This is a genomic window from Phenylobacterium sp. (genome assembly GCF_024508875.1).
Classification (GTDB): domain Bacteria; phylum Pseudomonadota; class Alphaproteobacteria; order Caulobacterales; family Caulobacteraceae; genus Phenylobacterium.
In genome coordinates, this window is record NZ_JANINU010000267.1 from 1 (window position 1) to 23,493 (window position 23,493).

At 70.5% G+C, this 23,493-nt stretch carries 23 protein-coding genes and 2 pseudogenes; 9 read left to right on the forward strand and 16 right to left on the reverse strand.

All coding sequences use genetic code 11. The annotated features are described in order from the left end of the window. Nucleotides 1-85: 85 nt before the first annotated feature. A pseudogene (locus Q0L11_RS18325) lies at nucleotides 86-283 on the reverse strand (cold-shock protein); the annotation flags it as partial. A 182-nt stretch (nucleotides 284-465) separates the two neighbouring features. Between Q0L11_RS18325 and Q0L11_RS18330 the strand changes: the two are divergent. Continuing rightward, on the forward strand, nucleotides 466-1,041 hold the full coding sequence (locus Q0L11_RS18330) for a TIGR00730 family Rossman fold protein (RefSeq protein WP_296599137.1): 576 nt from the start codon (nucleotides 466-468) through the stop codon (nucleotides 1,039-1,041). A gap of 141 nt (nucleotides 1,042-1,182) precedes the next feature. Here the strand turns inward: Q0L11_RS18330 and Q0L11_RS18335 are convergent, their stop codons facing one another. From Q0L11_RS18335 to Q0L11_RS18360, 6 genes are all read right to left on the reverse strand, one after another. After that, nucleotides 1,183-2,211, reverse strand: coding sequence for an amidohydrolase (locus Q0L11_RS18335; RefSeq protein ID WP_296599138.1), 1,029 nt, complete (start codon nucleotides 2,209-2,211; stop codon nucleotides 1,183-1,185). A gap of 57 nt (nucleotides 2,212-2,268) precedes the next feature. Next, nucleotides 2,269-4,263, reverse strand: coding sequence for a TonB-dependent siderophore receptor (locus Q0L11_RS18340; protein WP_296599139.1), 1,995 nt, complete (start codon nucleotides 4,261-4,263; stop codon nucleotides 2,269-2,271). Further along, nucleotides 4,260-4,808, reverse strand: a complete 549-nt coding sequence (locus Q0L11_RS18345; protein ID WP_296599142.1) for a hypothetical protein — start codon at nucleotides 4,806-4,808, stop codon at nucleotides 4,260-4,262. Before Q0L11_RS18345 ends, Q0L11_RS18340 begins: the two co-directional genes overlap by 4 nt. Nucleotides 4,809-4,837: 29 nt before the next feature. Next, nucleotides 4,838-5,761, reverse strand: coding sequence for a M56 family metallopeptidase (locus Q0L11_RS18350; protein WP_296599144.1), 924 nt, complete (start codon nucleotides 5,759-5,761; stop codon nucleotides 4,838-4,840). A 153-nt stretch (nucleotides 5,762-5,914) separates the two neighbouring features. Continuing rightward, the gene (locus Q0L11_RS18355; RefSeq protein ID WP_296599145.1) at nucleotides 5,915-6,733 is read right to left on the reverse strand and encodes a M56 family metallopeptidase; all 819 of its coding nucleotides are present in this window, start codon (nucleotides 6,731-6,733) and stop codon (nucleotides 5,915-5,917) included. Continuing rightward, nucleotides 6,726-7,100, reverse strand: a complete 375-nt coding sequence (locus Q0L11_RS18360; RefSeq protein WP_296599146.1) for a BlaI/MecI/CopY family transcriptional regulator — start codon at nucleotides 7,098-7,100, stop codon at nucleotides 6,726-6,728. Before Q0L11_RS18360 ends, Q0L11_RS18355 begins: the two co-directional genes overlap by 8 nt. Before the next feature lie 123 nt (nucleotides 7,101-7,223). Between Q0L11_RS18360 and Q0L11_RS18365 the strand changes: the two genes are divergently transcribed. The 3 genes from Q0L11_RS18365 to Q0L11_RS18375 are packed head-to-tail and all read left to right on the forward strand — an operon-like array spanning nucleotide 7,224 to nucleotide 9,870. Then, complete coding sequence (locus tag Q0L11_RS18365; RefSeq protein ID WP_296599147.1) at nucleotides 7,224-8,540, forward strand: amino acid permease; 1,317 nt, start codon at nucleotides 7,224-7,226, stop codon at nucleotides 8,538-8,540. Between the two features lie 30 nt (nucleotides 8,541-8,570). Further along, nucleotides 8,571-9,593, forward strand: coding sequence for an SRPBCC family protein (locus Q0L11_RS18370; protein ID WP_296599149.1), 1,023 nt, complete (start codon nucleotides 8,571-8,573; stop codon nucleotides 9,591-9,593). 58 nt (nucleotides 9,594-9,651) lie between these two features. After that, entirely contained in the window at nucleotides 9,652-9,870 is a 219-nt protein-coding gene (locus Q0L11_RS18375; RefSeq protein ID WP_296599151.1) for a hypothetical protein, read from the forward strand. A gap of 3 nt (nucleotides 9,871-9,873) precedes the next feature. Here Q0L11_RS18375 and tauD read toward each other — a convergent pair whose 3' ends face one another. Further along, nucleotides 9,874-10,740, reverse strand: a complete 867-nt coding sequence (gene tauD, locus Q0L11_RS18380) for a taurine dioxygenase (RefSeq protein WP_296599152.1) — start codon at nucleotides 10,738-10,740, stop codon at nucleotides 9,874-9,876. A 159-nt stretch (nucleotides 10,741-10,899) separates the two neighbouring features. Between tauD and Q0L11_RS18385 the strand changes: the two genes are divergently transcribed. The 3 genes from Q0L11_RS18385 to Q0L11_RS18395 all read left to right on the forward strand — a co-directional run bounded on the left by Q0L11_RS18385 (nucleotide 10,900) and on the right by Q0L11_RS18395 (nucleotide 13,907). After that, nucleotides 10,900-12,135 (forward strand): acyl-CoA dehydrogenase family protein, encoded by a 1,236-nt coding sequence (locus tag Q0L11_RS18385; RefSeq protein ID WP_296599154.1) that lies wholly within the window; start codon nucleotides 10,900-10,902, stop codon nucleotides 12,133-12,135. A 312-nt stretch (nucleotides 12,136-12,447) separates the two neighbouring features. Beyond that, complete coding sequence (locus Q0L11_RS18390; protein ID WP_296599155.1) at nucleotides 12,448-13,131, forward strand: response regulator; 684 nt, start codon at nucleotides 12,448-12,450, stop codon at nucleotides 13,129-13,131. 74 nt (nucleotides 13,132-13,205) lie between these two features. Beyond that, nucleotides 13,206-13,907, forward strand: coding sequence for a response regulator transcription factor (locus Q0L11_RS18395; RefSeq protein WP_296599158.1), 702 nt, complete (start codon nucleotides 13,206-13,208; stop codon nucleotides 13,905-13,907). 6 nt (nucleotides 13,908-13,913) lie between these two features. Here Q0L11_RS18395 and Q0L11_RS18400 read toward each other — a convergent pair whose 3' ends face one another. The 3 genes from Q0L11_RS18400 to Q0L11_RS18410 form a co-directional block, all read right to left on the reverse strand. Next, nucleotides 13,914-14,960 carry an AraC family transcriptional regulator gene (locus Q0L11_RS18400; RefSeq protein ID WP_296599160.1) on the reverse strand — a complete coding sequence of 349 codons (1,047 nt, stop codon included), beginning with the start codon at nucleotides 14,958-14,960 and terminating at the stop codon, nucleotides 13,914-13,916. A 111-nt stretch (nucleotides 14,961-15,071) separates the two neighbouring features. Next, nucleotides 15,072-17,297 carry an ATP-binding protein gene (locus Q0L11_RS18405; RefSeq protein WP_296599161.1) on the reverse strand — a complete coding sequence of 742 codons (2,226 nt, stop codon included), beginning with the start codon at nucleotides 17,295-17,297 and terminating at the stop codon, nucleotides 15,072-15,074. 14 nt (nucleotides 17,298-17,311) lie between these two features. Further along, on the reverse strand, nucleotides 17,312-18,499 hold the full coding sequence (locus Q0L11_RS18410) for a carbohydrate porin (protein ID WP_296599162.1): 1,188 nt from the start codon (nucleotides 18,497-18,499) through the stop codon (nucleotides 17,312-17,314). A gap of 300 nt (nucleotides 18,500-18,799) precedes the next feature. On the opposite strand from Q0L11_RS18410, the gene Q0L11_RS18415 reads away from it, so the two are divergent. Next, nucleotides 18,800-20,611 carry a methyl-accepting chemotaxis protein gene (locus Q0L11_RS18415; protein ID WP_296599163.1) on the forward strand — a complete coding sequence of 604 codons (1,812 nt, stop codon included), beginning with the start codon at nucleotides 18,800-18,802 and terminating at the stop codon, nucleotides 20,609-20,611. A 63-nt stretch (nucleotides 20,612-20,674) separates the two neighbouring features. On the opposite strand, the gene Q0L11_RS18420 is transcribed toward Q0L11_RS18415, so the two are convergent. Then, complete coding sequence (locus Q0L11_RS18420; RefSeq protein WP_296599165.1) at nucleotides 20,675-21,232, reverse strand: MarR family winged helix-turn-helix transcriptional regulator; 558 nt, start codon at nucleotides 21,230-21,232, stop codon at nucleotides 20,675-20,677. A 152-nt stretch (nucleotides 21,233-21,384) separates the two neighbouring features. Here Q0L11_RS18420 and Q0L11_RS18425 point away from each other — a divergent pair, with 152 nt between their 5' ends. Continuing rightward, a complete protein-coding gene (locus Q0L11_RS18425) occupies nucleotides 21,385-21,717 on the forward strand; it encodes a hypothetical protein (protein WP_296599167.1) in 333 nt (110 codons plus the stop codon). A 41-nt stretch (nucleotides 21,718-21,758) separates the two neighbouring features. Here the strand turns inward: Q0L11_RS18425 and Q0L11_RS18430 are convergent, their stop codons facing one another. The 4 genes and pseudogenes from Q0L11_RS18430 to Q0L11_RS18445 form a co-directional block, all read right to left on the reverse strand. Further along, nucleotides 21,759-22,235, reverse strand: coding sequence for a hypothetical protein (locus Q0L11_RS18430; protein ID WP_296599168.1), 477 nt, complete (start codon nucleotides 22,233-22,235; stop codon nucleotides 21,759-21,761). Then, complete coding sequence (locus tag Q0L11_RS18435; protein ID WP_296599169.1) at nucleotides 22,235-22,825, reverse strand: response regulator; 591 nt, start codon at nucleotides 22,823-22,825, stop codon at nucleotides 22,235-22,237. Before Q0L11_RS18435 ends, Q0L11_RS18430 begins: the two co-directional genes overlap by 1 nt. Before the next feature lie 10 nt (nucleotides 22,826-22,835). Then, nucleotides 22,836-23,192: a hypothetical protein gene (locus Q0L11_RS18440; RefSeq protein WP_296599170.1), complete on the reverse strand. Its 357-nt coding sequence runs from the start codon at nucleotides 23,190-23,192 to the stop codon at nucleotides 22,836-22,838. Then, nucleotides 23,192-23,493 (reverse strand): annotated as a pseudogene (locus Q0L11_RS18445) (chemotaxis protein CheD); the annotation flags it as partial. The pseudogene Q0L11_RS18445 and the gene Q0L11_RS18440, both read right to left, overlap by 1 nt.

A 23,493-nucleotide genomic window follows, 5' to 3' on the forward strand; every position in this document is an offset into this window, starting at 1 on the left:
GGTCGCCATAGCCACCGCGGTCACCGCCGCCGAAGCCGCCGCCGCCGCTGCGACGCGGCTGGGGCGCGCCCTTCTCGGTGACGACGATCTGCGTCGCCGCCAGCTTGCCCGAGCGCCGATCCTGCTCGAGTTCGTACTCGACCTTGTCGCCTTCATCGAGGCTGTCGAGACCGGCCTGGTTCAGGGCCGAAATGTGAATGAAGACGTCAGATCCGCCGTCGTCCGGTTGAACGAAGCCAAAACCCTTAGCCGTATTGAACCACTTTACCGTGCCGCTCGCCATATCGTCGCAACCTACAGAGATAGAAGTCCCACGCCGCCCATGAAGCGGCGCCCGGCTAATCGCGCTGACGAGCCGTAGGACAAGTTGTAGCGGTGGAATTTGAGCAAGACCAGCGGTCGTGACTCCCGTTCGCAATCGGACTAAGGCAGCGACCCTTTCGCCACAGCCCGTCGAGGCCCTTCGTGAAGAGCATCTGCGTCTATTGCGGGTCGTCTCCCGGGACCGATCCGCGCTTCCTGGAAGAGGCCCAAAGGGCCGGGGCCGAGATCGCCCGTCAGGGGCTAACCCTCGTATATGGCGGAGGAAAAGTCGGGCTGATGGGCGCCGTCGCCGACGCCTGCCTGGCTGCGGGCGGCCGCGTCGTCGGCGTCATGCCGGAAGACCTGGTCAACCAGGAAATCGCCCACAAGGGCCTCTCCGAACTGCATGTGGTGAAATCCATGCATGAGCGGAAATTGAAGATGGCGGAGCTGTCGGACGGCTTTCTTTGCCTGCCGGGCGGCCCCGGAACGTTCGAGGAGATCTTCGAACAGTGGACCTGGGCGCTGCTCGGAATCCACGCCAAGCCGTGCGGCTTCGTGAACGTTGGCGGCTACTACGACCTGCTGCGCCAGATGATCCAGCATACGGCCGACAACGGCTTCATCGGCCAGACCTACGTGGACATGCTGGTCTACGCCGACAGCACCCCGGCGGTCCTGGACGTCTTCCGCGCCTATGTCGCGCCGCCGCCGAAGTGGAGCACGAACAAGCCGTAGGGCCGCCTGTCCCTCCCCCCTTGCGGGGAGGGTGGCGAGCGCAGCGAGACGGGTGGGGGATACTTGACTAGGCTCTGGGCCTGATCGCGGCCGCCCCACCCTCACGACTTCGTCGTCTGTCCCTCCCCATTAAGGGAGGGACTACAGCTCCAGCCGGTAGACTTTGGTCGCCGTGCCCGAGAACAGCGCCGTCTTCTCCGTGGCCGAGGCGCCTTTGGCGAGGTGCTTGAAGGCGTTCCAGAGGGTGGCGTAGTCGCAACTCCCCATGTCGACCGGGAAGTTGCTCTCGAACATGCAGCGCTCGGCGCCGAACGCCTCGATGCATGTCTCGATGTAGGGGCCCCATTCCTTCGCGAGCTGTTCCGACGGCGCGCGGGGCTCGGCGAGGAATGAGGGGAAGTTGCAGAACGCCATGGCCAGGCCGCCCAGCTTCACCACCACGTTGGGTGACTTGGCCAGCTCCTGGATGTTCGCCTTCCAGCCCGCGAACCGTTCCGGCAGCTTGCCGGCATAGCTGGCGCGGCCCAGGGGCGTGCCGACGTGGTCGAGCACGATCGTGGTGTCCGGGAAGGCGCGGGCCAAGTCGATCACGTCGGGAAGCTGCGGCTCCAGCAACCAGGCGTCGAACGACAGGCCAAGTGGGGCGAGCCGCTTAAACCCCTCGCGGAACTTGCTGTCGCGATAGAGGCCTTCCGGCACGCGGTTCAGCGGCCCCAGAACGTCCTTGTCCGCGTTCCACGAGGCGCTGTTGCGGATGCCGCGGAAACGTCCGCCGCCGGCCTTGATGTGAGTCTCCAGCACGGGGGCCACGGCGTCGCCCAGCAAAAGGTCCGCGCGGCCGACGATGCCGGCGCAGGCGCGGAAGCCGCCATAGATCCCACTGGCGCTCATCGCCGCGACGCCGTTGACGAATTCGGTCTCGCCCACCGGCTGCATCTCGACCGGCCCGCCGGCCTTGTAGAACGCGCCGCACTCGACGAACACGGTGGCGATCACATTGTGGCCGCTCCCGGTGTCGGCCATCAGCTCGTCCAGCAGATAGCGCTGGGCCGGCCGGATCGCCGTCATGAACGGATGCTCGGCGCCCTCGGCCACGTAGCCCCGCCGGTCCCACAGGTGATGATGCGGATCGACGATCGGCAGTTCGGGTTCGAGGATGGCTTCCGGCACGACGTTCACTCCCGCGGTTCTGGTTGGCGGGAAAGCTAGAGGCGTGCGCGGCCCCGCTCAACCGCCGAAGGTCTTGCGAACGCGGGCGTAGACGATCTGGCCGAAATGGAAGTTACGGTCCGACAGCGCCGCCGGGCCGCGGCCCTCCGCGTCGCGCACGCCGGAGAACGTCGTCGTGGACTGGCGATAGCCGCGCTGGGTGATGTTCTCCCACTCCACGCGCACCTGCACGTCGGGCCGGGGCCGCCATTCCACGTAGGTCATCAGGAACGGGTCCAGTTTGAAGGTGTCGGTCGCGTTGAACCGGTAGTAGGTCTGCTGGTAGCCGCCGTAGAGCTCCACGCCCCAGGTCAGGTTGCGGGCCGGCAGGTCCTGGGTGACCTTCACCTCCCACTCCACGGGTCGCTGGCCGGAAATCCGGCGCGAGGTCGCCGTAGTCGGATCGTCCACTTCCGACCAGCGGCGGACGATGAAGCCTTTCAGCAGCCCGCGCCGCAGGCCGAGCCGGTCCAGTGGCGCCGTCAGCTCCAGCCGCAGCGTGTCGCGCGAGCCGTCACCGATGTTGGCCGGGCGGTCGAACGCCCCGGCGGGGGTGAAGACGGGCCCGCGGTCCACGACCCCCTGGACCTCGGCGTGCGTGGCGGTGAGCACGAGCGCGCCGCGTTCCCAGAACCGCTGCTCGAAGGCCGCCTCGGCCACCCACGCGCGCTCCGGCTCCAGGTCCGGGTTGCCCGCGGTGACGCCGGTGGCGCTGTTCAGGCTGCCGCGCGCCACGAACGAGTCGAAGTCGAGCTGGCCCACCTCGCGCTCGCCCCGCAGGCGCACCTGGGCCGCGGCCGAGGGCGACCATGTGATGACCAGGCGCGGCTTCACGTAGCTGAGCGTCTTTTCCAGTTGGACGTCGCCTGCCGCCGCGATCGTCGAGCGCTCGTAGCGGATCTGGCCGTCCAGGCTCCACGCCGGCGCGATGCGCCAGCTCGCCTTGGCGAAGGCTTCCGCGCGGCGCTCGCGGACGCCGACGTTGGCGGCGGGCAGCGGGACGTCCACGCCGTCGGCCTGGAAGCTGGAGGCGCTACGCAGGCGGTTGCGCGCCGCCTCGGCGCCGAGCTCGATCGCGAAGGCCGGGGTCCAGGTCTGCTTCACGACGGCGCGCGCGATGGTCTCGCGTGTGATCCGGTCGACGTCGAACACCTCGCGCCCGTCGGGGCCCGACGACACGCCCGTCACGCCGAAGCCATTGCGCTGCCACAGGCCCACGAGTTCCAGCCGGGTGCGCGAGGAGAGCGTGCGGCTGAAGTTGGCGCCGAGTTCGCGGGTGCTGTTGGGGTTGATCTCGTCGTACGCCGAGACCGCCCCCGTGACCGTGTCGACGTCGTCCTCCTCGAACTTGACCCGGTCGTTGTAGATGAAGGTGTTCAGCCGCAGCTTGCCGCTCGCCACGGGCTGCTCGTAGGCGCCGGTGAACTGGCGCAGCGGCCCGTCGTCCTCGGTGTCGATCCGGACGCTGGCGCCAGGCCCGGCGGACGTGCCGGACCGGCCGACGCCTTGGCCCAGCAGGCCGCTGAAGCCGCGCCCCATGAGGCCGGAGACCTCCCAGTTGCGCGCGCCGCCGCCCGAGGCCTGGAACTTGAGCGCGCCGAAGTGGCGGCCATCGCCCGCGTCGAAGCCCTCGGCCTCGACCTGGCCGCGCAGGCCGCTCTCGCCCTTCAGAACGACATTGGCCAGCACGGCCTTGCCCTGCATGTCGACGCCCGGCGCGCCGCCGCGCACGACCTCGATCCGCGCCACCTTGGCGGCGGGGATGCGCTCCAGGATCTGCTGCAGGTTGTCGGTCTTGGACGCGGGGCGGCGTCCGTCGACCAGGACGTTGCCGGCCGAGCCCTCGAAGCCCCGGGCGTCGCTGCCGGTGTCGAGGATGAAGCCGGGCACGCGGGCCAGCATCTCGGCGGCGTTGGCCGGATGCTGAGCCGCGAAGAAGGCGGGCGGGTAGGCGATGGCGCCCTCCGCCGGCGCCGCCGCCGCGACCGCCTGGGCGAGGAGGAGGCCGATCATTCGCCCCAGCTCCCCGAGATCGCGTTCTGCGCCGGTGCACCATCGCGGCGAACCTGGTCGCCGATGCGCCAGCCGGAGGGGCAGCGACCGACGGCGCGGTAGCGTCTCACCTGGCGGGCCACACCCTCGGGTCCGCCATCCAGCGTGTGGATCGCGAACGCCACGGTGAAGTCACGGGTCTCATCGCCGGTGCGTGTGGCGGTGATCGCGAAGCGCCGGCCGTTCAGCTCGCAGCGGGTGGCGTAGAGACCCGGCCGCTGGACGCCTTCGCGCGGGGTCACGCAGGGCTGCCTGTTCACCTCGGCGCCGGCCCGTGCGAAGCCGTCGGTCAGCGTCCGGTCGGCGCACACCAGCACGCGCCCGATCGGCCGCCCGCCGTTGTCGAAGGCGGTCACCTCCCACAGGCGGGTCGGATCGGCGGCGGCCTGGGCCGCGGCGAAGCGGGCCTCGGCCTGGGGCGCGCCGCAGCCTGCGAACGTGCAGGACAGGGGGGCGAGCAGCAGCGCAGGCGCGAGCCATCGCGCCCGGGCAAGCGGGTTCGGCATCGGACTCTCCGAAGGTGAGGGCTAGGCGGTCAGCGGTCGGGGGTTTCGGCCGCGGGGCGCGGCGGCAGGCTGACCAGCATGACCGAGGTGACGGGATGCCGCTGTTGCCGCTGCCAGAGGTCGACCAGCTCGCCCGGCCGTGGCGCGGGCGGCTGCAGGTTCCAGGCCGCGACCACCGCCGACGCGACCGCGGAGGCGACGAGCAGCGCCCCATAGAAGGCTTCGAACCGCGGCTCCACCTTCATCTGCGCGACGCGCACCTCCAGCGGGTGCAGGCCGGCGGCCGGCCAGTAGCAGCCGAACGGCAGGGGCTGGGCGGCGAGCTGGGTCTTCAGCAGCGTGCGGGCATAGAGCGCCCGGTCGTGTGGGCGGCGGCGCAGGACGGCGGCGTCGCAGGCCAGCTCCTGGTCGAGGCGCATCAGGTGGGCGCCCAAGTGGACCAGCGGGTTGAACCAGCACAGCGCCTGAAGGGCGGCGGCGACCGCGCCGGCGCGCGGGTCGCGGCGGGCGACGTGCTCGCGCTCGTGCGCGCGGATCAGGGCGCGTTCCTCGGCGGTGTAGGTTCCGTCGTCGGCCGGCATCAGGACGCGTGGGGTGATGACGCCCACGACGGCGGGCCCGGCCTTGCCCCGCCGCGCGTCCGCCATGAACATCGCCTGGGCGCGGGCTAGTCCCGCCACCAGCAGCAGGGCGCCGGCCGCCCACGCGATCAGGGCCGGCGCCGAGACGTCGGCCAGGGCGGCGGTGAAAGCGTGGACCTGCGGGGCGTCGTCCTCGACCCGGGCGGGCATCAGGGAGGCGAGCGCGGCAAGGGGCGGGATCGCCCAGAGGCCATAGGCGACCTCGGGCCCGAAGACGCGGCGGGCCGGGCGGCGGAGCGCCATCACGGCCAGGATCCCGATCGCCAGGACCAGGTTCGCACGCAGCAGGCCGGCCAGGACCTCGCTCGTCATCGCTTCACTCCCCAAGCTCTTCAGCCTGTGCTCGCCGGCGTCTTACGCCTGTACCTTGTGGGTAACATTACGAGTGTAAATTTGACTGTCAAGCGACCTTGGACGGTCAGTCGGCGCGGCCGGGGCGGCGGATTTATGGCGCCGCCGAAGATCCTAGGGGCGGATGGCGTCCACCGTGGCGGCGACGACCACGCCCCCGGGCGTGCGCGGCAGTTCGGTCCGCTCGCGCTTCAGGGCGCCAATGCGCACTTCCAAGGGGTGGCGGCCCCGGGCCGGCCAGTAGCAGCCGAGCGGCAGCGGCGTCGCCGCGAGCTGGGTCTTGAGCAAGGTCTTGGCGTACAGCGCCCGGCAGCCGGGCCGGGTCATCACCACCGCCGCGTCGCAGGCCAGCTCCTGGTCGAGCCGGATCAGGGCGGCGGCCAGGTGGATCGCCGGGTTGAACCACGCCAGCACCTGCCACAGCGCCACGAAGGCCACGCCGCGGGGGTCCTTGCGCGCCACGTGCTCGCGTTCGTGCGCGCGGATCAGCTCGCGTTCGGCGTCGGTGTAGCCGGCGTCGTCGGCGGGCATCACGATCCGCGGCGAGATCAGGCCGACTACGGCCGGACCGGCGAGGCCGGCCCGCACCTGGCGCAGGAACCTGGCCTGGGAGACCGCGAACAGCAGCGCGACGGCGGCCGCGCCCACCGACCAGACGGCGGCGCCCAGCGCCAGCAGGTCGGAGTCGATGCCGAAGATCGCCGGATCGGCAGGCTTGCGCGCCAGGTGGATGACCAGGGCGATGGCCGCCGCCAGCGGCGGCACGAGCCAGAGGTGGTAGGCCTGGGCCGGGCCGAAGGCGCGGCGGGCGGGAATGCGGAACAGGGCGACGGCCAGGATGGCGGCCGCCCCGACGAGGTTGATCTGCACGAAGGCCGTTGCGAGCGTCGCGGCGGGATAGGCGCCGAGCACGACGTACAGCGACTCATTCATGGTCCGACTCGAGCTCCGAGATCAGCTTCTTTAGGCGCTCCACCTCGGCGGGCGAGAGGTCGCGGTGGCGGGCGTAGTGGGCGACCAGCGGAGCGAGCTGGCCGCCGAACAGCCGGTCGAGCAGGCCCTGGCTCTCGCCGGTGACGTATTCCTCACGGCTGACCAGCGGCTGGTAGAGCGCCCGGCCGCCCGAACGTTCGGACTTCAGGGCCTTCTTCTTCAGCAGCCGGTTGATCAGCGTCTTGACGGTGGCTTCGCCCCATTGCTGCTCGGGACCCACCGACTGGACCAGCTCCTCGGCGGTCATCGGTCCCTTGCCCCAGAGGGCTTCCATGATGTGGCTTTCGGCGCCCGAGATCTTAGACATCTTACATCCGTAGCTTGATGCGGACGCTACGCCTGTAAATTCGGCTGTCAAGCCGCGAACGGCGGCAGGCTTTGCGTAGGTCCCTCGACCGCCCATAGTCGCCTGAGTCTCAGGGGCGATTTGATGGCGGACACCACGGCGGGGCAGGCGAGCGTCCCGGACCACCACCCGAAGGTGGGCATGCTGGGCGCCGCCGCCCTGGTCGCCGGCGCGATGATCGGCTCGGGCGTCTACCTGCTGCCGGCCACCATGGGCTCCATCGGCTCGATCTCCATCCTGGGCTGGCTTGTGGCGACCTTCGCCGCTTTGGCGATCTCGGGGGTGTTCGTGTGGCTGTCGGCCGAGGTGGCGGGAGCGGACAGCGTTCCCGGCTATGTGCGCGCGGGCCTCGGCCCGTTCGCCGGCGCCGAGGCGGCGGTCATTTTCTGGACGTCGTGCTGGGCCGGCGCGGTTGCGATCGCCCTCGCGGCGGCGGGTGCGGCCGGGTTCCTCATCCCCGCCCTGGCGCAGCCCGCCGCGCGCCTGCTCGTCACCATCGCCATCATCTGGGCCTCCGTCGGCCTTTGCTGGATGGGCCCGCGCGTGGTGGCCCGGACCGAGGGGCTGACGCTGGGCCTCGGCCTCCTGCCGGTGATCCTGGCGGCGACGGCCGGCTGGTTCTTCTTCAAGGGCGATGTGTTCGCGGGCTCCTGGAACCCCTTGCACCAGCCGCTGGACAAGGCCGTGGGCGCCTCGGCGCTCAACGCCTTCTGGGCCTTCCTCGGCATGGAGTGCGCGGCCGCCACGGCCGGCGTCGTGCGCGATCCCACCCGCAACGTGCCGCGCGCCACGATCCTCGGCGTGTTAGGTGCGGCGGCGCTCTACATCTCGGCGACCTCGGCGATCATGGGCATCCTGCCGGCCGAGGCGCTGGCGAAGTCGGACGCGCCCTTCGGAGACGCCGCGAAGGCGGCGGTCGGCGCTGCGGTCGGCGCCGCCATCGCGGCCTGCGCCTTCCTGCGCACCGCCGGCTGCGTGACGGGCTGGACGCTCGTGGTCGCGGAGACCACGCGGGGCGCCGCCGACGAGGGCCTGTTCCCCCGCATCTTCCGCACGCGGCCCGGCGAGCGCGCCTCTCCCGCGAACCTGCTCGTGGGCGGCGGCCTGATGACCGTCTTCGCCATCGCCACCGAGAACCCGAGCCTGGCCAAGCAGTTCTCGACGATCATCAACGCCTGCTCGCTGCTCTCGATTTACACCTACACCCTCGCCGCGCTGTCGCTGGCGCGGATCGCCATGGGGTTCAGTCCCGGCCGGCGGGGAGCGGCGCTGGCCAACGCGGCCGCGGCTGTCGCCTTCGCGGCGCTGCTGGTCTCGGGGGCCAAGCCGATCGAGCTCGCGCTGTCGCTGATCCCGGTTCCCCTGGCCGCCCTCCTGTATCTTTCCGTGCGCCGCCGCTAATCTCGGGGCGCTTTCCCCAGGGAGGATCAGATGCTGCCGGTCGAACTGTATCGAGGCGAAGAGGCGCTGCGGAACGACCGCGTGAACGTCCTGCGCCGCACCTGGCAGTTCGTGGGCCACGAGAGCATGGCGCCGAACGCCGGCGACTATCTGGCCGACGTGGTGGGCGGCGCGCCCGTGGTGGTCGTGCGCAACGCCGAGGGCGCGCTCGCGGGCTTCCACAACGTCTGCCGCCACCGTGCGGGCGCCCTGGTCGCCGACGGCGCGGGCAACTGCTCGGAGGGCTTCACCTGTCGCTATCACGGCTGGCGCTACGCCTTGGACGGGCGGCTGCGCAGCGCGGTGGACTTCGGCAAGGCGCCGGGCTTCGATCCGCGCCAGTACGGCCTGTTTCCGATCCGGGTGGAGACCTGGCGCGGCCTCGTCTTCGTGAACCTGGACCTGGCCGCCGAGCCCCTGGCCGACCTCGTCGCCCCGCTGGCGGCCCGCTGGCCCGACGACCAGTCGGCGCTGCCCCTGGTGGAGAAGCGGACCCACCAGATCGGCTGCAACTGGAAGACCTATGTCGAGAACTACCTCGAGGGCTATCACATCCAGAAGGTCCATCCCGAGTTCGACAGCGACGTGGTGGTGGCCGAGTACCGGACCGAGGTGGTGGGGGAGGTGGTGTTCGCCGCCGCGCCGCCGCGCGACGCCAGTGTCTACGGCGGGGTGTGGGGCTGGCTGTGGCCGAACCTCGGCGTCAACGTCTACCGCCACGGCTACATGATGGAGCGGATGACGGCGCTGGGCCCCTCCCTGACCCGGCTGGACTACTTCTACTTCTACGAGCCCGAGCGGAAGGCCGAGCTCACCGAGATGCTGAAGTTCTCCGACCTCGTCACCGCCCAGGACCTGCAGGTCTGCGAGGAGGTGCAGCGCAACCTGGAGGTCGGCGTCTACCAGGGCGGGGTCCTGTCGCCGAAGCACGAGGTGGGCGTCGCCTGGTTCCAGGATCGCATCGCCGGCGCGCTGGGGCTGCCGAAACCGCCGAAGCTCGCGGCGGTGAGCTGAGCGGGAACTCCCGGCGTCCGCCTGTGCTATGGTGGGAACGCCAACACGGAGCCCGCCTATGAAGCTCTCCGACGACGACCGCGACCGGCTCGCGCTGCACACGGCCTTCGCCATCCACCAGATCGCCCGCTGGATCGCCACGCGCGACGACGTCCCCAAGGACATCCGCGACCGCCTTCGCGGCCACATCAGCGCGCTGGAAGGCGTGATGGTGACCAGCGGCCACGACTGGATCCGCGACGAGATGGAAGCGACCGAGCAGGCGCTCCACGCGTAAAGCTTATTCGGCGGCGAGGGCTGGCGCGGGCTTGCGCGAGCGGTGGAACGGCCGCTCGCCCAGGATCGTCGCGCGGTTCATCACGCGGCGCGCCGGCAAATAGTCGTTGACCGCATAGTGCTGGGTCACGCGGTTGTCCCAGAAAGCGATCGCGTTGTCCGACCAGCGCCAGCGGACCTGGAACTCGGGCTTGGTGACGTGCTCGAACAGCATGCCCAGGATGGCGTCGCTCTCCTTGCGGCGCAGGCCCTTGATCCGCTCGGTGAAGCCGAAGTTCACGAAGAGACCGTCCTCGCCGGTCTCCGGATGGGTGCGCACGACGGGGTGCAGCACCGGCGGATGCTCGGCCATGGCCCGGGCGTGCTTCTCGGCGCCCGCGGCGTTGGCGACGATGCCCCGCTGCGGGAAGCCGCGGGCGAAGTCGTGGACCGCGTCCAGGCCGGACAGGAAGTCTTGGAAGGTCGGCGACAGCGCCTCGTAGGCCGCCTTCATGTTCGCCCAGATGGTGTCGCCCCCGCTGGGCGGCAGGCTCTTCGCATAGAGGATCGAGCCCATCGGCGGGGTCTCGATGAAGGTGACGTCGGTGTGCCAGGCGTCGTTGTCGGTGGGGTTGCCGGCGTGGTTGTCCAGGATGAACAGCTCGGGCGCTTCCGGCACGCCCGGATAGAGCGGATGGGTGTGCAGCGGGCCGAACCGAGCCGCGAAGTCCCGGTGCTGGACCGGCGTCAGGTGCTGGTCCTCGAAGAAGATCACCTGGTGCTTCAGCAGGGCCTGGCGCAGCGCTTCCGCGAGGTCTGCCGAGACGCCCTGTGAGAGATCGACGCCCTCGACGAGCGCACCGATGGCGGGGGTGAGCGGCGTGACCTGCATGGCGATCTCCTTCGCGGCGCGGAAGGGAACGCCAACTTCCGCGCAAGGTCAAAGCGAGCCGTGCTGCACGCGCCCGCAGAAAGTCTGTCGCGGGGCCTTGCCTGCCGTCCCGGCGCCGCCGCAGGGTGAGGTCAATCAAACAACTGTTGGGAGGCGCCCATGGCCATCGACTTCGAGATCCCGGCGGAGGCCCAGGCCGTCCGCGAGCGCGTGCGCCAGTGGGTGCAGGACGAGTGCATCCCCGCCGAGAAGCGGCTGGTGGACAAGGAGAGCTACAAGACGGTCCTGGCCGAGCTGCGCGCCAAGGCCCGCGCCCAGGGCCTGTGGCTGCCCTTCGTGCCCAAGGAGTACGGCGGCATGGGCTTGGGCCCGCTCGCCAACGCCCTCGTGCAGATGGAGCTTGGCCAGAGCCACCTGGGCGCGCTCAGCATGAACAGCCAGGGGCCGGACGACGCCACCATCCTGACCCTGCTGGCCCATGGCACCGAGTTCCAGAAGGAGAAGTACCTCAAGCCGCTGCTGAACGGTGAGAAGCGCGTCTGCTACTCGATGACCGAGAAGGCGGCCGGCGCCGACGCCACCGGCATGCGCACGGTCGCGGTCAAGGACGGCAACGAGAACTACGTGCTGAACGGCGAGAAGTGGTTCTCGTCCGCCGCCACCGCCGCCGACATCGCGGTGGTGATGGCCCGCACCGATCCGGACGCGCCCCGCCACCAGCAGTTCTCGACCTTCATCGTAGAGCTGCCGAACCCCGGCTATCGCATCGTGCGCGACATCCCGACCATGGCCGCCGAGGGGCCGCTGTCGCACATCATGGGCGGCGGGCATGCCGAGGTGGAGATCAAGGATCTCGTCGTCCCGGCGGAAAACCTGCTGGGCGGGGAGGGGCGTGGCTTCGACATGGGCCAGCACCGCTTGGCCTACGGGCGCCTGCGCCACGGCATGCACAACATCGCCATGGCCCAGCGGGCGCTGGACCTGGCGGCGGCGCACATCACCGAGCGCGAGACCTTCGGGCGCAAGCTCGACGAGCGCCAGGCCGTCCAGTTCATGATGGCCGAGTGCGCGAGCCAGCTCTACATCGCCCGGCTCATGCTGCTGCACATCGCCTACAAGGCCGAGAACGGCCTCGACCTGCGGCAGGAGAACTCCATCGCCAAGGTCTATCTCGCCCACATGGTCCATCACGTGGTCGACACCGCGATCCAGTTGCACGGCGCCCTGGGCTACAGCCGCGATACCCCGCTGGCCGCCTGGTACACCCACATCCGCTCGCAGCGGCTCGTGGACGGCCCCGACGAAGTCCATCGCTGGACGGTGGGCCGCAACGTGATCAAGGCCTTCAAGGCCACCGGTACGACCGCCGGCGCCTGTGGTGGAGATCTGCTGTAGCCCAAGAAACGGGCGCCAGCGGGATTTACACTCGATCTGGGCATACTGAGGCTAGACTTTCCGGTCGCGGCGCACGATCACGACATCGCGCGCCGCGACTGGCCCCGCGCCTGCGATGACACAATGTCGCAGTGCAGCATTCTGTCCCCGAAATTCAAGCAACTGTCCCGTAGGATCAAGCTACGGCACAGTTAACGATATAACGGCGTTCCTCGTGAGCCGTCTGGACGGGTGCGGAGCGGGTGGGCACGACCCCGCTGACCGCGCAGCCCCCCGGACGACGCCCTGCGTAGCCGAGGTCCCGAACCGCCAATGCCTAAGCCGACGTCGCTCGACGGGCCCGCGCCCGCCGAAACGACCCTCGATCCCACCCAGGAACTGAAGGACCTGCTCGGCGTGCTGACCGGGGTCTGCGAGGCGCTGGGGGAAGGGCACGCCCCGCGGAGCGAGGCGGGTGAAGTCGCGCACATCGGCCTCAGCGCCGCGGCGCGGGCGACCCAGATCGTGGCGCGTCTCCAGGACGCCGGCCGCGAGCGCGAGGCGCGCAGCGCGCCCGTGCTGGGCCTGGTTCCGGCGCCCGCGGGGCAGGCGGGCGTGGTCCTGATCGTCGACGACGAGCCCGACCTCCTGAAGCTGATGACCGCCGCCTTCGCGCGCGCCGGCTTCAAGGCCTATTCGGCCCGCAACGGCCGCATGGCGGTCCAGTTGGTCAAGGCGGTGACGCCCGATCTCATGGTCACCGACATCGTGATGCCCGAGAAGGAAGGCATCGCCACCATCATCGAGGCGAAGGCCGCCGCGCCCGACATGGGCATCATCGCCATCTCCGGCGGCGGTGCGTACGGGCGCACCAGCAACTTCCTGCAATGGGCCGAGGAGCTCGGCGCCGAACGGGTCATGGCCAAGCCGTTTCCCATGTCGCAACTGCTCGACGCCGCGCGGGACGTGCTCGCGCGGCGGGGCCGATCCAACGCCGACCGCGAGGTCGCCGGATAGATTCCGGCGCGGGGGCGAAGGCCTTCCGCGCCGCCACCAACGAGAGGGGCCGCCGTGGCGGCGAGGAGGACAGTGTGCGTGTGCTTTTGATCGAAGACGACCGGATGATGGCCCGCAGCATCGAGATCATGCTGAGCGCGAGCGGCTTCATCGTGGAGAAGACGGGGGCCGGCGAGGACGGCATCGACCTGTCCGCGGTCTACGACTACGACCTGATCATCCTCGACCTGAGCCTGCCCGACATGTCCGGCCTGGACGTCCTGCGCACCCTGCGACGCAGCAAGGACGAGACGCCGATCATGATCCTCTCGGGCTCGGCGGAGATCGAGTCCAAGGTCAAGGCGCTGAGCCTCGGCGCGGACGACTATATGACCAAGCCGTTCCACAAGGACGAGATGATCGCCCGCCTGCGCGCCGTGATCCGCCGCTCGAAGGGCCACTCGCAATCGCTGATCACCGTGGGCGACATGGTCATCGACCTGGACGCGCGCACGGTCCATGTGAACGGCCAACGCATCCACCTGACCGGCCGCGAGTACCAGACGCTGGAGCTGATGGCGCTGCGCAAGGGACGCACGCTGACCAAGGATGTGTTCCTCTCCAGCCTCTACGGCGGGGGCGAGGAGCCGGGCGCCAAGATCGTCGACGTCTTCATCTGCAAGCTGCGCAAGAAGCTCGCGCCGGTGACCGACGGACGGCATGTGATCGAGACGGTCTGGGGCGGCGGCTACGTGCTGCGCGAGGCCGGCGAGCCGTCGGTCTCCAGCGCGGCCTGAGGCCGGTCAGGCGGGCACGAGCGCCGCCGCAGCCGGGGCCGTCCCGGTCTGGCTCGCCCCGGTCTGGGCCGCCCGGTAGGCGCTGGCCGACTGTCCGTGCTTGCGCCGGAACCAGTGGGCGAAGGCCGACAGGCTCGAAAAGCCCAGCAGGTCGGCCACGCTCTGCAACGGCCGGTCGCTGGTGGTGAGCAGCGTCGCGGCCATGTCGAGGCGTGTCGCATCGACGATCGAGGAGAACGTGGCGCCCTCAGCCGCCAGCCGCCTGTGGAGCGTGCGGCGGTCCATGCCGAGGCGCTGGGCGACCCGTTCGACCGTGCACAGGCCTTCCGGCAGCAGCGCCACGACCAGCACCCCCACGCGATGGCGCAGCGGTCCGCGCCGGCGCCGGCCTTCGGTCATCTGCTCGAGATAGGCCGTGACCTGCCGGGCCATGTCCGGATCGGCGGTGGGGATGGCCGCGTCGAGGTCTTCCCGCGCAACCACCACCGCCGGGCAGTCCTGGTTGAACAGGGGCGTCACTCCGAAGACCCGCCGGTGCGTGTCGGTGCGGGCCGGCGCGCCGTGCGTGAGGCGGACCTCCAGCGGCTTCCAGGCCTCGCCCAGCACCGCCTTCAATGTCCGGACCACCGTCGCCACCGAAAGCTCCTGCTCCTGGCGTTGCTGCCACGCGGGACCCTGGACGCGCAGGATCGCCTGGTCGCCGAATTCCTCCAGCGACAGGCTGTAGGCGTCGTTCTGCAGCCATTGGTACCGGGCGTAGGCCGCGATGGCCTTGCGCACCGTGGGCTGCTCGCGGATCACCAGGCCGACGGCGCCCAGGTTGGAGATGCGCCGGGTCTCGGCGATCTGCAGGGCGAAGTCGTCCACGCCGGACCGCTCGGCGGCCATTTCGTACATCCGACCCATGAGTTCGCCCGAGATCTGTACGTCCGGATCGGTCAGCGCCTCGGGCGGCAGGCCGACCGCGGCGGCCAGTGCGTAGGCGTCAACGCCCGCCTTGCGTGCGAGGTCCAGAAATCCCGTCAAGCCGGCGGATCGGCCGAGCTGAGACATGCCATTCCCCCCGGATGGACCCCGCCATGAACGACCGGTTGTCCCGGCAAATCAAGCGGAAGTCGCATTCGGTGGCCGGAAGGGAACCCGAAGGCCCTCCGGCGTGGCGCGTCAGCCCGCGGCGCGGCGGGGCTCGGCGGGGCGGGCCGCGGGCCCGACGGCCGCCGACATGGCCGCGAACAGTTCGGCGACGTTGAGCGGCTTGGGCACCGTGTCGTCGATGCCGGCGGCGCGGTAGCTGGCGAGCTGGTGGGCCATGGTGTTGGCGGTCACCGCCAGGATCGGGGTGCGAGGGCGGCCGAGGACCGCCTCCCGCGCGCGGATGGTCATGGCGGCGGTGGGCCCGTCCATCAGCGGCATCTGCACGTCCATCAGGATCAGGTCCCAGTGGGCGGACTCCCAGGCCCGGACCGCCTCGGCGCCGTTCTCGACGATCGTGGGTTCCAGGCCGAGCTGGGCGAGGAGCGCCTTGAGGACCAGTTGGTTCACCGGATTGTCCTCGGCGGCCAGAATCCGCATCCCGCCGTCGGCGAGGCCGTGTCCCAGCCGGGCGGGATCCAACGTCTCGGTCCGCTCCACCTGGCGGAGCGGCAGTTCGACGGTGAAGGTGCTGCCCTGGCCGGGCGCGCTGCCCACGGTGATCGCCCCGCCCATGGCGCGGCAGAGCTCCTGGCAGATCGCCAGGCCCAGCCCGCTGCCGCCGTAGGCCCGCGTCGGCGAGGCGTCGGCCTGCGCGAAGGTCTCGAACAGTCGCGCCACGCGGTCGGGCGCGATGCCGATTCCGGTGTCGGAAATGTCCATCCGGACGCCGCCGGCGCTGCGGGACAGGCGCACCGACACCTCGCCCTCGTGCGTGAATTTCACGGCGTTGGAGATCAGGTTCGACAGGATCTGCCGCACGCGCACGGCGTCGCCACGCCAGAGCCCGCGCAGGCCGGGCTCCATCTCGAGGATGAAGGCGATCGACTTGTCCCGCGCCTGCGCGCTGAACGCGGCGTGCGCGGCCTCGGCGGCGCCGCAGAGGTCGAAGGGCTCGTTCTCGAGCACCAGATGGCCGGCCTCGATCCGCGAGATGTCGAGCAGGTCGTCGAGCAGGTCCATCAGGGCCGCGCCGCTGTCGCGGATCACCCGCAGGCGGTCGCGCTGCAGCGCCGGCAGTGGGTCCAGGTCCATCGCCTGGGCCATCCCGAGCACGCCGTTCAGCGGCGTGCGGATCTCGTGGCTCATCACGGCGAGGAACTCGCTCTTGGCTCGGCTGGCCTCTTCCGCCGCGCGCCGCGCCTCGTCCTGGGCGCGCGCCACCCGGTGTTCCTCGGTGACGTCGAAGTAGGTGGCGAGGCACAGGCTCCACGGCCGCCCGAGGCCGGAGGTCAGCCGGTACTGGACGCGGATCATCCGCCGCTGCCCGTCGGGGCCGGCCAGCGCCATCTCGAAGGGTGGCATGTGGCCCTCGGCGTCGATCGCGTCGAGCCCGCCCAGCATCGCCTCCATGAACTCGGGGCCGAACGCGCCGAAGCCGCCGTACCGCGACAGCAGGGTGCGGGCCGCCGCGTTGGCGTCGATCAGCACGGAGTCGGCGCGCAGGGCCTCGGTGTCGGGGTACACGGCGCGCGCGATCGCCGCCAGGCTCGTCCCCGGCCGGAGTTGGGCGTACAGACGGTCGTGCAGGGCGCTGGCGTCGAAGCAGACGAGGGCGACCGGGCTGTTGTCGAACACCATCCCCCAGCGCTGCCGGCCGGCCTCGGCCGCCCCGCCCATGCGGCGCAGGGCGTCGCGCTCGGCGGCGATCGAGCCCGACAGCCTGACGATGAAGATGAGGAAGGCCAGCCCGCCCAGGGCCAGCAGCAGGGTGTCGGCCGGGCTGAAGCCCCTGCTCGTGAAGGCCGCGTAGAACGGAGTCAGGACCAGCAGCGAGGCGGGGGGCGTGACCAGCGCCGCGCTGGCGACGCGCGAGCCGGCCGACAGCATGGCGTTGTTGAGCGCCACGGCGCACAGCACCACCACCGCCCCTGCCAGGCCGATCGGCGAGACGCCGGGCGCGACCGCCACGGCGGCGATGGAGGCGTAGATGGCGGCGCTGAGGGCAAGGCTGAAGGCCGCCCAGCCGCGCCGTCCGGGATCGCTGGGCGAGGCCTGGGCGCGGCGGCCCAGGAGCGCCTCCAGGGCGCCGCTGCCCAGCGCCGCCGCGAACCAGGGCGCGACCAGCGGGCTGTGCGTCGCCAGCCAGACGAGCGCCGCGATCGTCGCGGCCTCGATGGCCCGGCTCTTCCGCGCTTTTGCGCGGCCCCGGAGCACCCGGGCGAACCGGTGGTCTTCGTCGTCCTGCGCTTCGCGCATGGGCGCAGATCCCGTCATTCTGGGGTGGGGGGACTGAGGTCGATCTTCAGGCGTAGGGCGGCGACGATCCGGTCCTTCGAGCGGCTTTCGCCCCCCGCATGGCGGATCCATTGCAGGTCGGGCTGCAGCGTGATGCGGGACGTCAGCTTGTCGGAGTAGGTGAGTTCGACGCCCGATTCCGCGCGCGCGGGCCGCCCACCGGCGTCGCGCAGGTTCTCGCGGAAGCGGCGGTTCAGAATGCCCTGCTGCAGGCCCAGGGAAAGCTGACTGTCCGGACGCCCTGCGAGCGGCCGGGCGATCAGCACACCGGCCTGCCAGCCGCCGCGGAACGGGGTGGTCACCCCGTCGGACACGCCCACGCGCAGGAAGACGTGACCTTCGGGGCCGTCGTCCGAGCCGAACATCCGCTGCTCGCCCAGCACATATGCGCCGTGCGCGTGGCGTCGCTGCGGAGCGCCGAGCGCATTGATGTCGCGGATGTCGTCCTGCCGCTTGCTGTAGCGCCAGGCGCCCGCCGAGAACCGTGTCGGGCCGTCGAACCCCGCCTCGGCGATCGCGAGCACGCCGTCGTTGAAACTCCAGTCGACGCCACCGGGATCTCCCAGCACGCCGGACTCGGCGTTGAGCATCGCGGCGCGGGCGTAGCGGCCCTTCCCCAGGTCGACGTTGACCCGCGCCCCCAGGGCGGTGGACGGGAAGATGGACGGGCCGTTCGGACCGGTCGCGGCAAGCTCGGAGCCGATGCCGAACGAGGGGTTCAGCAGAAGCGCCGCCGACTCGTTGGCGTAGAACTCGCTGTTGAGGTTGTAGAGACCCGCCCGCACCGAGGTGGGGCCGACGGTCTGCTCCACCCAGGCCTCGAACAGGCGCAGGCGCGGCCGCGCCACCTCGATGTTGTCGATCCCCTGCAGCGTGCCGGCGACGTCGTTCGGCGCCGCGCCTGAATTGTTCAGCACATAGGCGTGCAGCACCGCGCCGCGCCATCCGGCCGCCTTCTCCAGGTCGAGGTCGGCGGTGAGGTCGAGGTTGTCGAGGTAGCGGCCGGCGCGGGGGCGGACCCCGCTGGCCACGCCGGTGATGTCGGCGGTGTAGACGGCGCCCAGGCTGAGGGCGGGGGCGTCGTCAGCCAGGGCCGGGTCCGCCGCCGCCAGGGCCAGGAGGGCGGCGGCGGCCGATCCTATGGCCGTGGTGGGGAGGGGCATCGTGGCGATCTCGTGGCGATTCCGAAGTGGGAATTTCACCGGAGCAAACTAATTCTCGGTTAAAAGTGGGAATTCTAAGAATAGAACATCAAGAGAATGGGCGTTTACTATCCTGAAACCCGACATGCGCGGTGGAGGATATCGTGGTGCATTATGTCGCACCTACAAATGCATGGGATAAGTGGGAGGCGGGGCGAAGTGTGCGGTGTTTAGCCCCGTCGTCCGCGCTCTGTCTTCGTCATGATTTACGTCGGTGCAAGACATTTACCTTAAAAGCCCCGGTGGGCAGCGGGGGAAGCCATGAAGCTCGACACCATCAATGGGAAGGTCGTCGCCGCCGGCGCGATCGTCATGGCTCTGGCCCTGGCCACGTCCGCGACCGGCCTATGGGCGGCGACGCAGCTCGGTGATGCGCTCTCGCGGGCGATGCGTTCGGGACAGGTCGTCCAGGTCCACATGGATTCCGACATGATGCACGACGCCCTGCGGGCCGACGTGCTGATGGCCCTTCGCGCCGCCGATCCCGCCAGCGGCGTCACCTTCGCGCAGGTGCGGAAGGACCTGGACGAGCACGCCAAGAGCTTCCGCGACGACATCGCGCGCAACAAGACGCTCGCCGTCGATCCCGCCTCCCGCGCCGCCCTGGCCGCGGTCGAGGCGCCGCTGGGCGAGTATATCTCCGGCGCCGAGTCCATCCTCGCCCTGGCCGAGCGCGATCCCGCCGCCGCCCAGGCCGCGATGCCGAAGTTCCTGCAGCAGTTCACCGCCCTCGAAGGGGCGATGGAGCAGGCGACCGGGAAGATCGAAGCCAGCGCGGCCGCCGAGGCGCAGTCCGCGCGGGCCGCCGCCCGGATCGCGCAGGCGCTCATGGCTGCGCTGATCCTGGTGGGCGTGGTGGTCACGACGCTCATTGTGGTGGCCGCCCGCCGTATCCTGGTGAAGCCCCTCGTGGACGTGACCGGCGCGCTCGACCGGCTCTCCAAGGGTGACCTCACCGTCGATCCGCCCCACACCGGGCGCAAGGACGAGATCGGGTTGATGACCCGGGCGCTGTTCGCCTTCAAGCAGGCGGTGGCCGAGCGGCAGGCCGAGCTGGAGGCCGCGGACGACCGGGCTGCGATCGACGCGGAGCGCGCTCGCAACGAGGCCGCCCGGCGCGAGGACGAGGCCGCCCGCGAGCGCGTGATGACGGCGCTGGGCGCGGGGCTGAACCGGTTGAGCGAGGGCGACCTCGCCGCGCGCCTCGAAGAGCGCTTTCCCGACCAGTACGAGGCGCTGCGCGGCGACTACAACCGCGCGGTCGGCCGGCTGGCCGAGACCATGTCGGCGGTGATCGCCTCCACCAGCGGCATGCGCACCGGCTCGGACGAGATCAGCCAAGCGGCCGACGACCTGTCGCGCCGCACCGAGCAGCAAGCCGCCAGCCTGGAAGAGACCGCGGCGGCCCTGGACGAGGTCACCGCCACCGTGCGCCGCGCCGCCGACGGCGCCGGCCGCGCCAGCCAGGTCGCCGACACGGCGCAGGGCGAGGCCGCAAGGTCGGGCGAAGTGGTCACCCGCGCGACCGAGGCCATGAGCGCCATCGAGCGGTCCTCGGCGCAGATCTCCAACATCATCGGGATCATCGAGGAGATCGCCTTCCAGACCAACCTGCTGGCCCTGAACGCCGGCGTCGAAGCGGCGCGGGCCGGCGACGCGGGCAAGGGCTTTGCGGTCGTCGCCTCGGAGGTTCGGGCGCTGGCCCAGCGCTCCGCGGGGGCGGCGAACGAGATCAAGGCGCTGATTTCCGAATCCGGGCGGCAGGTGGGCGACGGCGTCGAACTCGTCACCCAGACCGGTCAGGCCCTGGAACGGATCCGCGCCACCGTCGCCGAGATGCACGGCCTCGTCACCGAGATCGCCGCCTCGGCGCGCGAACAGGCCGTCGCACTTTCGGAGGTCAACACCGCCATCAACCAGATGGACCAGGTCACCCAGCAGAACGCCGCCATGGTCGAAGAGACCACCGCGGCCAGCCACAGCCTGGCGCGCGAGGCCGAAAGCCTTGCGGGCCTGATCGGCCGTTTCCGCCTTACCCCCGCGGATCCGGCCTCCCTGGCGCGCGCCGCCTAGCCCCCACAAACGAGGCGCGCGCGCACCTGGCCGGAGCCTGCGGGCTCCGGCCGGGAACGGGGCTCAGGGCGCACTCCGATTGACGGCGGCCCTGCGGCCACCGAGGGGACGCCCATAGTCCAGCAATGTCTCGGCCTCCAGCGGATCGTCCATCAGGTTCCGCAGCACCCGCTGCAGAACGCGCGCGGCCGCTCGAATTTCGGTCTCGTCGAGGCCAGCGGTGAACCGCGCGTGGCGCGACACGGCGCCCTCGACCGCGCGACTGTGCAGGGCCTCGCCCTCGGCGCTTAGCGAGACGATAACGCGCCGACGATCGCCGGCAGGAGACCACCTTTCCACCAGCCCGCCGCGCACCAGTTGATCGACGGCGCGGGTCAGGGTGGTGCGATCCACGCCGCTGAAGAGCGCCAGGTCCTTCATCGAACAATTCTCGATGCGACGAATCACCGCAAGGGTGCGCAGCTGGGTGAGGCTGAGGGTCCCGCGGCCGCCGGCCCGGTCGAACGACAGGTCGCGTTGTCGACTGGTCTGGAAGATCAGATAGAACAGGTATTCCGGCGGGCTGAGCGGAAATTCGCCTGTTGAATCAACAGAATAATCCTGGGGGAGGGCGCGTCGCATGACAGCTCCGGGCGCAGGGCGCGACGGCTGCGCCAGCACCGTCATGAGCCTGATTTGCGTGCATTTGCAATAGGTGCAAACGCACGCTGTTATTGCCGCATTAACTACCCACCCATAACGCTTGGAGCCAGCACAGCCGAGGAATCCCCACCTTGCACAAGACCGCCGCCCTTGCCGTCGAGGAGACCGATTTCGCGCTCGGAGACCTGCGCGCCGAGATCCAGGCTTCCCTCGCGCTCAACCGGGCCGTGTTGCAGGCGCTGTCCACCCTCTCGGCCTCGATGGCCGCGGCGGCCGAGGGCGCGCTGGACGACGAGCTGCAGCTCGCGCGTCACGCCGGCCTGTCGCCACGCGTGGTCGAACTGCTGGAAGACGCCCGCGAGAGCCTGCGGGACGAAGACGACGCGCGCATGAGCGGGTTGGAATTCGCCCTGCTGGCCGCGGCCGACGCCTTGCCGGACCTGCGTCCGCGCCACGAGGCCTGACGGCCGAACCCCAAGTCAGGCGATAGGGCGCCCGCGCGGCCTCAGGTCGCCGGGATGACCCGGGCGCGGACCCGCCGCAGCCCTTCCAGGATCGACTCCGCGCCGGCCGCGCCGGCTTTCTCGCCCAGGCCCGCCAGCAGGCGGATGCCGTCCACATGCACGTCGATGGCCGGCCAGTTGGCCGGCTCGCCGCCGCGGAAGCAGTCGGCCAGGTCGCATAGGCTGAAGCAGGCCTCGGCCAGGGCGGTCAGGCCGAACGACCCCGCGAGGCCGTAGATGGCGTTGCTGAGGTCGTAGATGCCGCCGAACACCGAGGCGTCGTTGGCGGCCCGGCCCTGGGCGGCCAGGCCCCCCATCTGCTCGGCCTTCTCGACCAGCGAGGCGATCGAGGAGCCCCGGACCCCCTCGATCTTGGCGTTGGCGGCGCGGATTGCCTCCTCGGGCCGGCGGCCTCCGGGCTGGCTCGCAATCTCTGCGAGCTTGTTTTCCACGGCGAAGATGCGGGCGTTGCTGGTCATCACGCGACAGCTTTCGGATTGAACAGGGCGTCGATTTCGTTCTGGTCGAGGTTCGGCGTCTTGGCGAGACCGACCTCGGCCGACAGGTCGTCGTGACGACGTCCCTTGATGCCGACCGGCGGGCCGAGCGCCTTCACGCGGCGGTCGGGCCCACAGTAGCCGGGCGAACTTACGAACTTGCGGGTGTCGTTCAGCAGCCAGACGATCCGCTGCATCATGACGACCGGGGAGGCGGGCTTGGCGACCACGAAGCTGGCGCCGGAATCGCGACCGCGGAACACCTGCGATGGCCGGGTGTGACCCGTCACCAGGATCACCGGCGCGAAACTGTTCGGGTCGAGTTCGGCACGGCGAAGCCAGCTAATGAATTCATAGCCTTCGGCGTCGTTCAGCGCGCTGTCGACGATCATCAGGTTGATGATCTTCTCCTTCACGATGGCTTTGGCGTCGGCCATCGTCTGCACCTTGCGCGGCGAATGGCAGCCGAAGCCCGCGAACATCTCGGACATGACTGTGAGGCCCTGCAGGTCGCCACACGCCAACAGGACCTCGGCGGTGCTGAGATTGACGCGGTCGTTCTTGCTGGCCATCGCGCGGGCCTCAGTCCCAGAACGTCATGGGATCGTCGGCGTCGGCCGCTTCGGGCGCACCGGTCGACAGGCGCTGGGCCTGTTCCGTCAAGGTGAGCACCCGCAGGGCCTTGTCGATGTCGGCGGCCACGTCCGCGGGCGCGGCGTCGGCCAGGGCGCGCAGGAAGTTGGCCAGGCCCGACAGGCGCTGGCTGAGCAGGTCGACCGCCTGGGCCTCCATCATCGCGGCCGGATCCACCCGCCCTGCGGCGACCGCCAGGCGCGAAATCAGGTCCTGCAACTGGTCGCCCACGGTGACCAGGTCGGTGACCTCGCGGGCCACCAGGTCGAGCGACTCGGCCAGCGGACGGGCGGCGGGTTCGGACATCAGAATAGCTCCAGGGCGCCGGAGTCCTGCACCGGGGCCACCGGTTGGCGGCGCTCGGACACGAAGACCTTGGCTTCGGTCGGCGCCAGCAGGATCTGGCGGGCGCGGCCGCTGCCGGGCCAGTATTGGATGCGGCGCGCGCGATCGCCGCGCAGCGAGCCGCCGACGTAGCGAAGGCCTTCGTCGCGGATGAAGCGCTCGGCGAAGGCCGAGTTCTGTGCGCCGACGTCGGAAAGGCCGTCGAAGAGGTGCGCGCCGCCGAACAGCTTCACTTCCAGCCGGTCGCGCCGGCAGCCGCGGC

Coding starts and splice junctions, on each gene's coding strand:
- Q0L11_RS18420 (WP_296599165.1), bottom strand. CDS start 21,232: ATGCGACGCGCCCTCCCCCAGGATTATTCTGTTGATTCAACAGGCGAA.
- Q0L11_RS18365 (WP_296599147.1), top strand. CDS start 7,224: ATGGCGGACACCACGGCGGGGCAGGCGAGCGTCCCGGACCACCACCCG.
- Q0L11_RS18355 (WP_296599145.1), bottom strand. CDS start 6,733: ATGAATGAGTCGCTGTACGTCGTGCTCGGCGCCTATCCCGCCGCGACG.
- Q0L11_RS18360 (WP_296599146.1), bottom strand. CDS start 7,100: ATGTCTAAGATCTCGGGCGCCGAAAGCCACATCATGGAAGCCCTCTGG.
- Q0L11_RS18340 (WP_296599139.1), bottom strand. CDS start 4,263: ATGATCGGCCTCCTCCTCGCCCAGGCGGTCGCGGCGGCGGCGCCGGCG.
- Q0L11_RS18435 (WP_296599169.1), bottom strand. CDS start 22,825: ATGGCCAGCAAGAACGACCGCGTCAATCTCAGCACCGCCGAGGTCCTG.
- Q0L11_RS18410 (WP_296599162.1), bottom strand. CDS start 18,499: ATGCCCCTCCCCACCACGGCCATAGGATCGGCCGCCGCCGCCCTCCTG.
- Q0L11_RS18400 (WP_296599160.1), bottom strand. CDS start 14,960: ATGTCTCAGCTCGGCCGATCCGCCGGCTTGACGGGATTTCTGGACCTC.
- Q0L11_RS18390 (WP_296599155.1), top strand. CDS start 12,448: ATGCCTAAGCCGACGTCGCTCGACGGGCCCGCGCCCGCCGAAACGACC.
- Q0L11_RS18430 (WP_296599168.1), bottom strand. CDS start 22,235: ATGACCAGCAACGCCCGCATCTTCGCCGTGGAAAACAAGCTCGCAGAG.
- Q0L11_RS18385 (WP_296599154.1), top strand. CDS start 10,900: ATGGCCATCGACTTCGAGATCCCGGCGGAGGCCCAGGCCGTCCGCGAG.
- Q0L11_RS18375 (WP_296599151.1), top strand. CDS start 9,652: ATGAAGCTCTCCGACGACGACCGCGACCGGCTCGCGCTGCACACGGCC.
- Q0L11_RS18345 (WP_296599142.1), bottom strand. CDS start 4,808: ATGCCGAACCCGCTTGCCCGGGCGCGATGGCTCGCGCCTGCGCTGCTG.
- tauD (WP_296599152.1), bottom strand. CDS start 10,740: ATGCAGGTCACGCCGCTCACCCCCGCCATCGGTGCGCTCGTCGAGGGC.
- Q0L11_RS18350 (WP_296599144.1), bottom strand. CDS start 5,761: ATGACGAGCGAGGTCCTGGCCGGCCTGCTGCGTGCGAACCTGGTCCTG.
- Q0L11_RS18415 (WP_296599163.1), top strand. CDS start 18,800: ATGAAGCTCGACACCATCAATGGGAAGGTCGTCGCCGCCGGCGCGATC.
- Q0L11_RS18370 (WP_296599149.1), top strand. CDS start 8,571: ATGCTGCCGGTCGAACTGTATCGAGGCGAAGAGGCGCTGCGGAACGAC.
- Q0L11_RS18440 (WP_296599170.1), bottom strand. CDS start 23,192: ATGTCCGAACCCGCCGCCCGTCCGCTGGCCGAGTCGCTCGACCTGGTG.
- Q0L11_RS18405 (WP_296599161.1), bottom strand. CDS start 17,297: ATGCGCGAAGCGCAGGACGACGAAGACCACCGGTTCGCCCGGGTGCTC.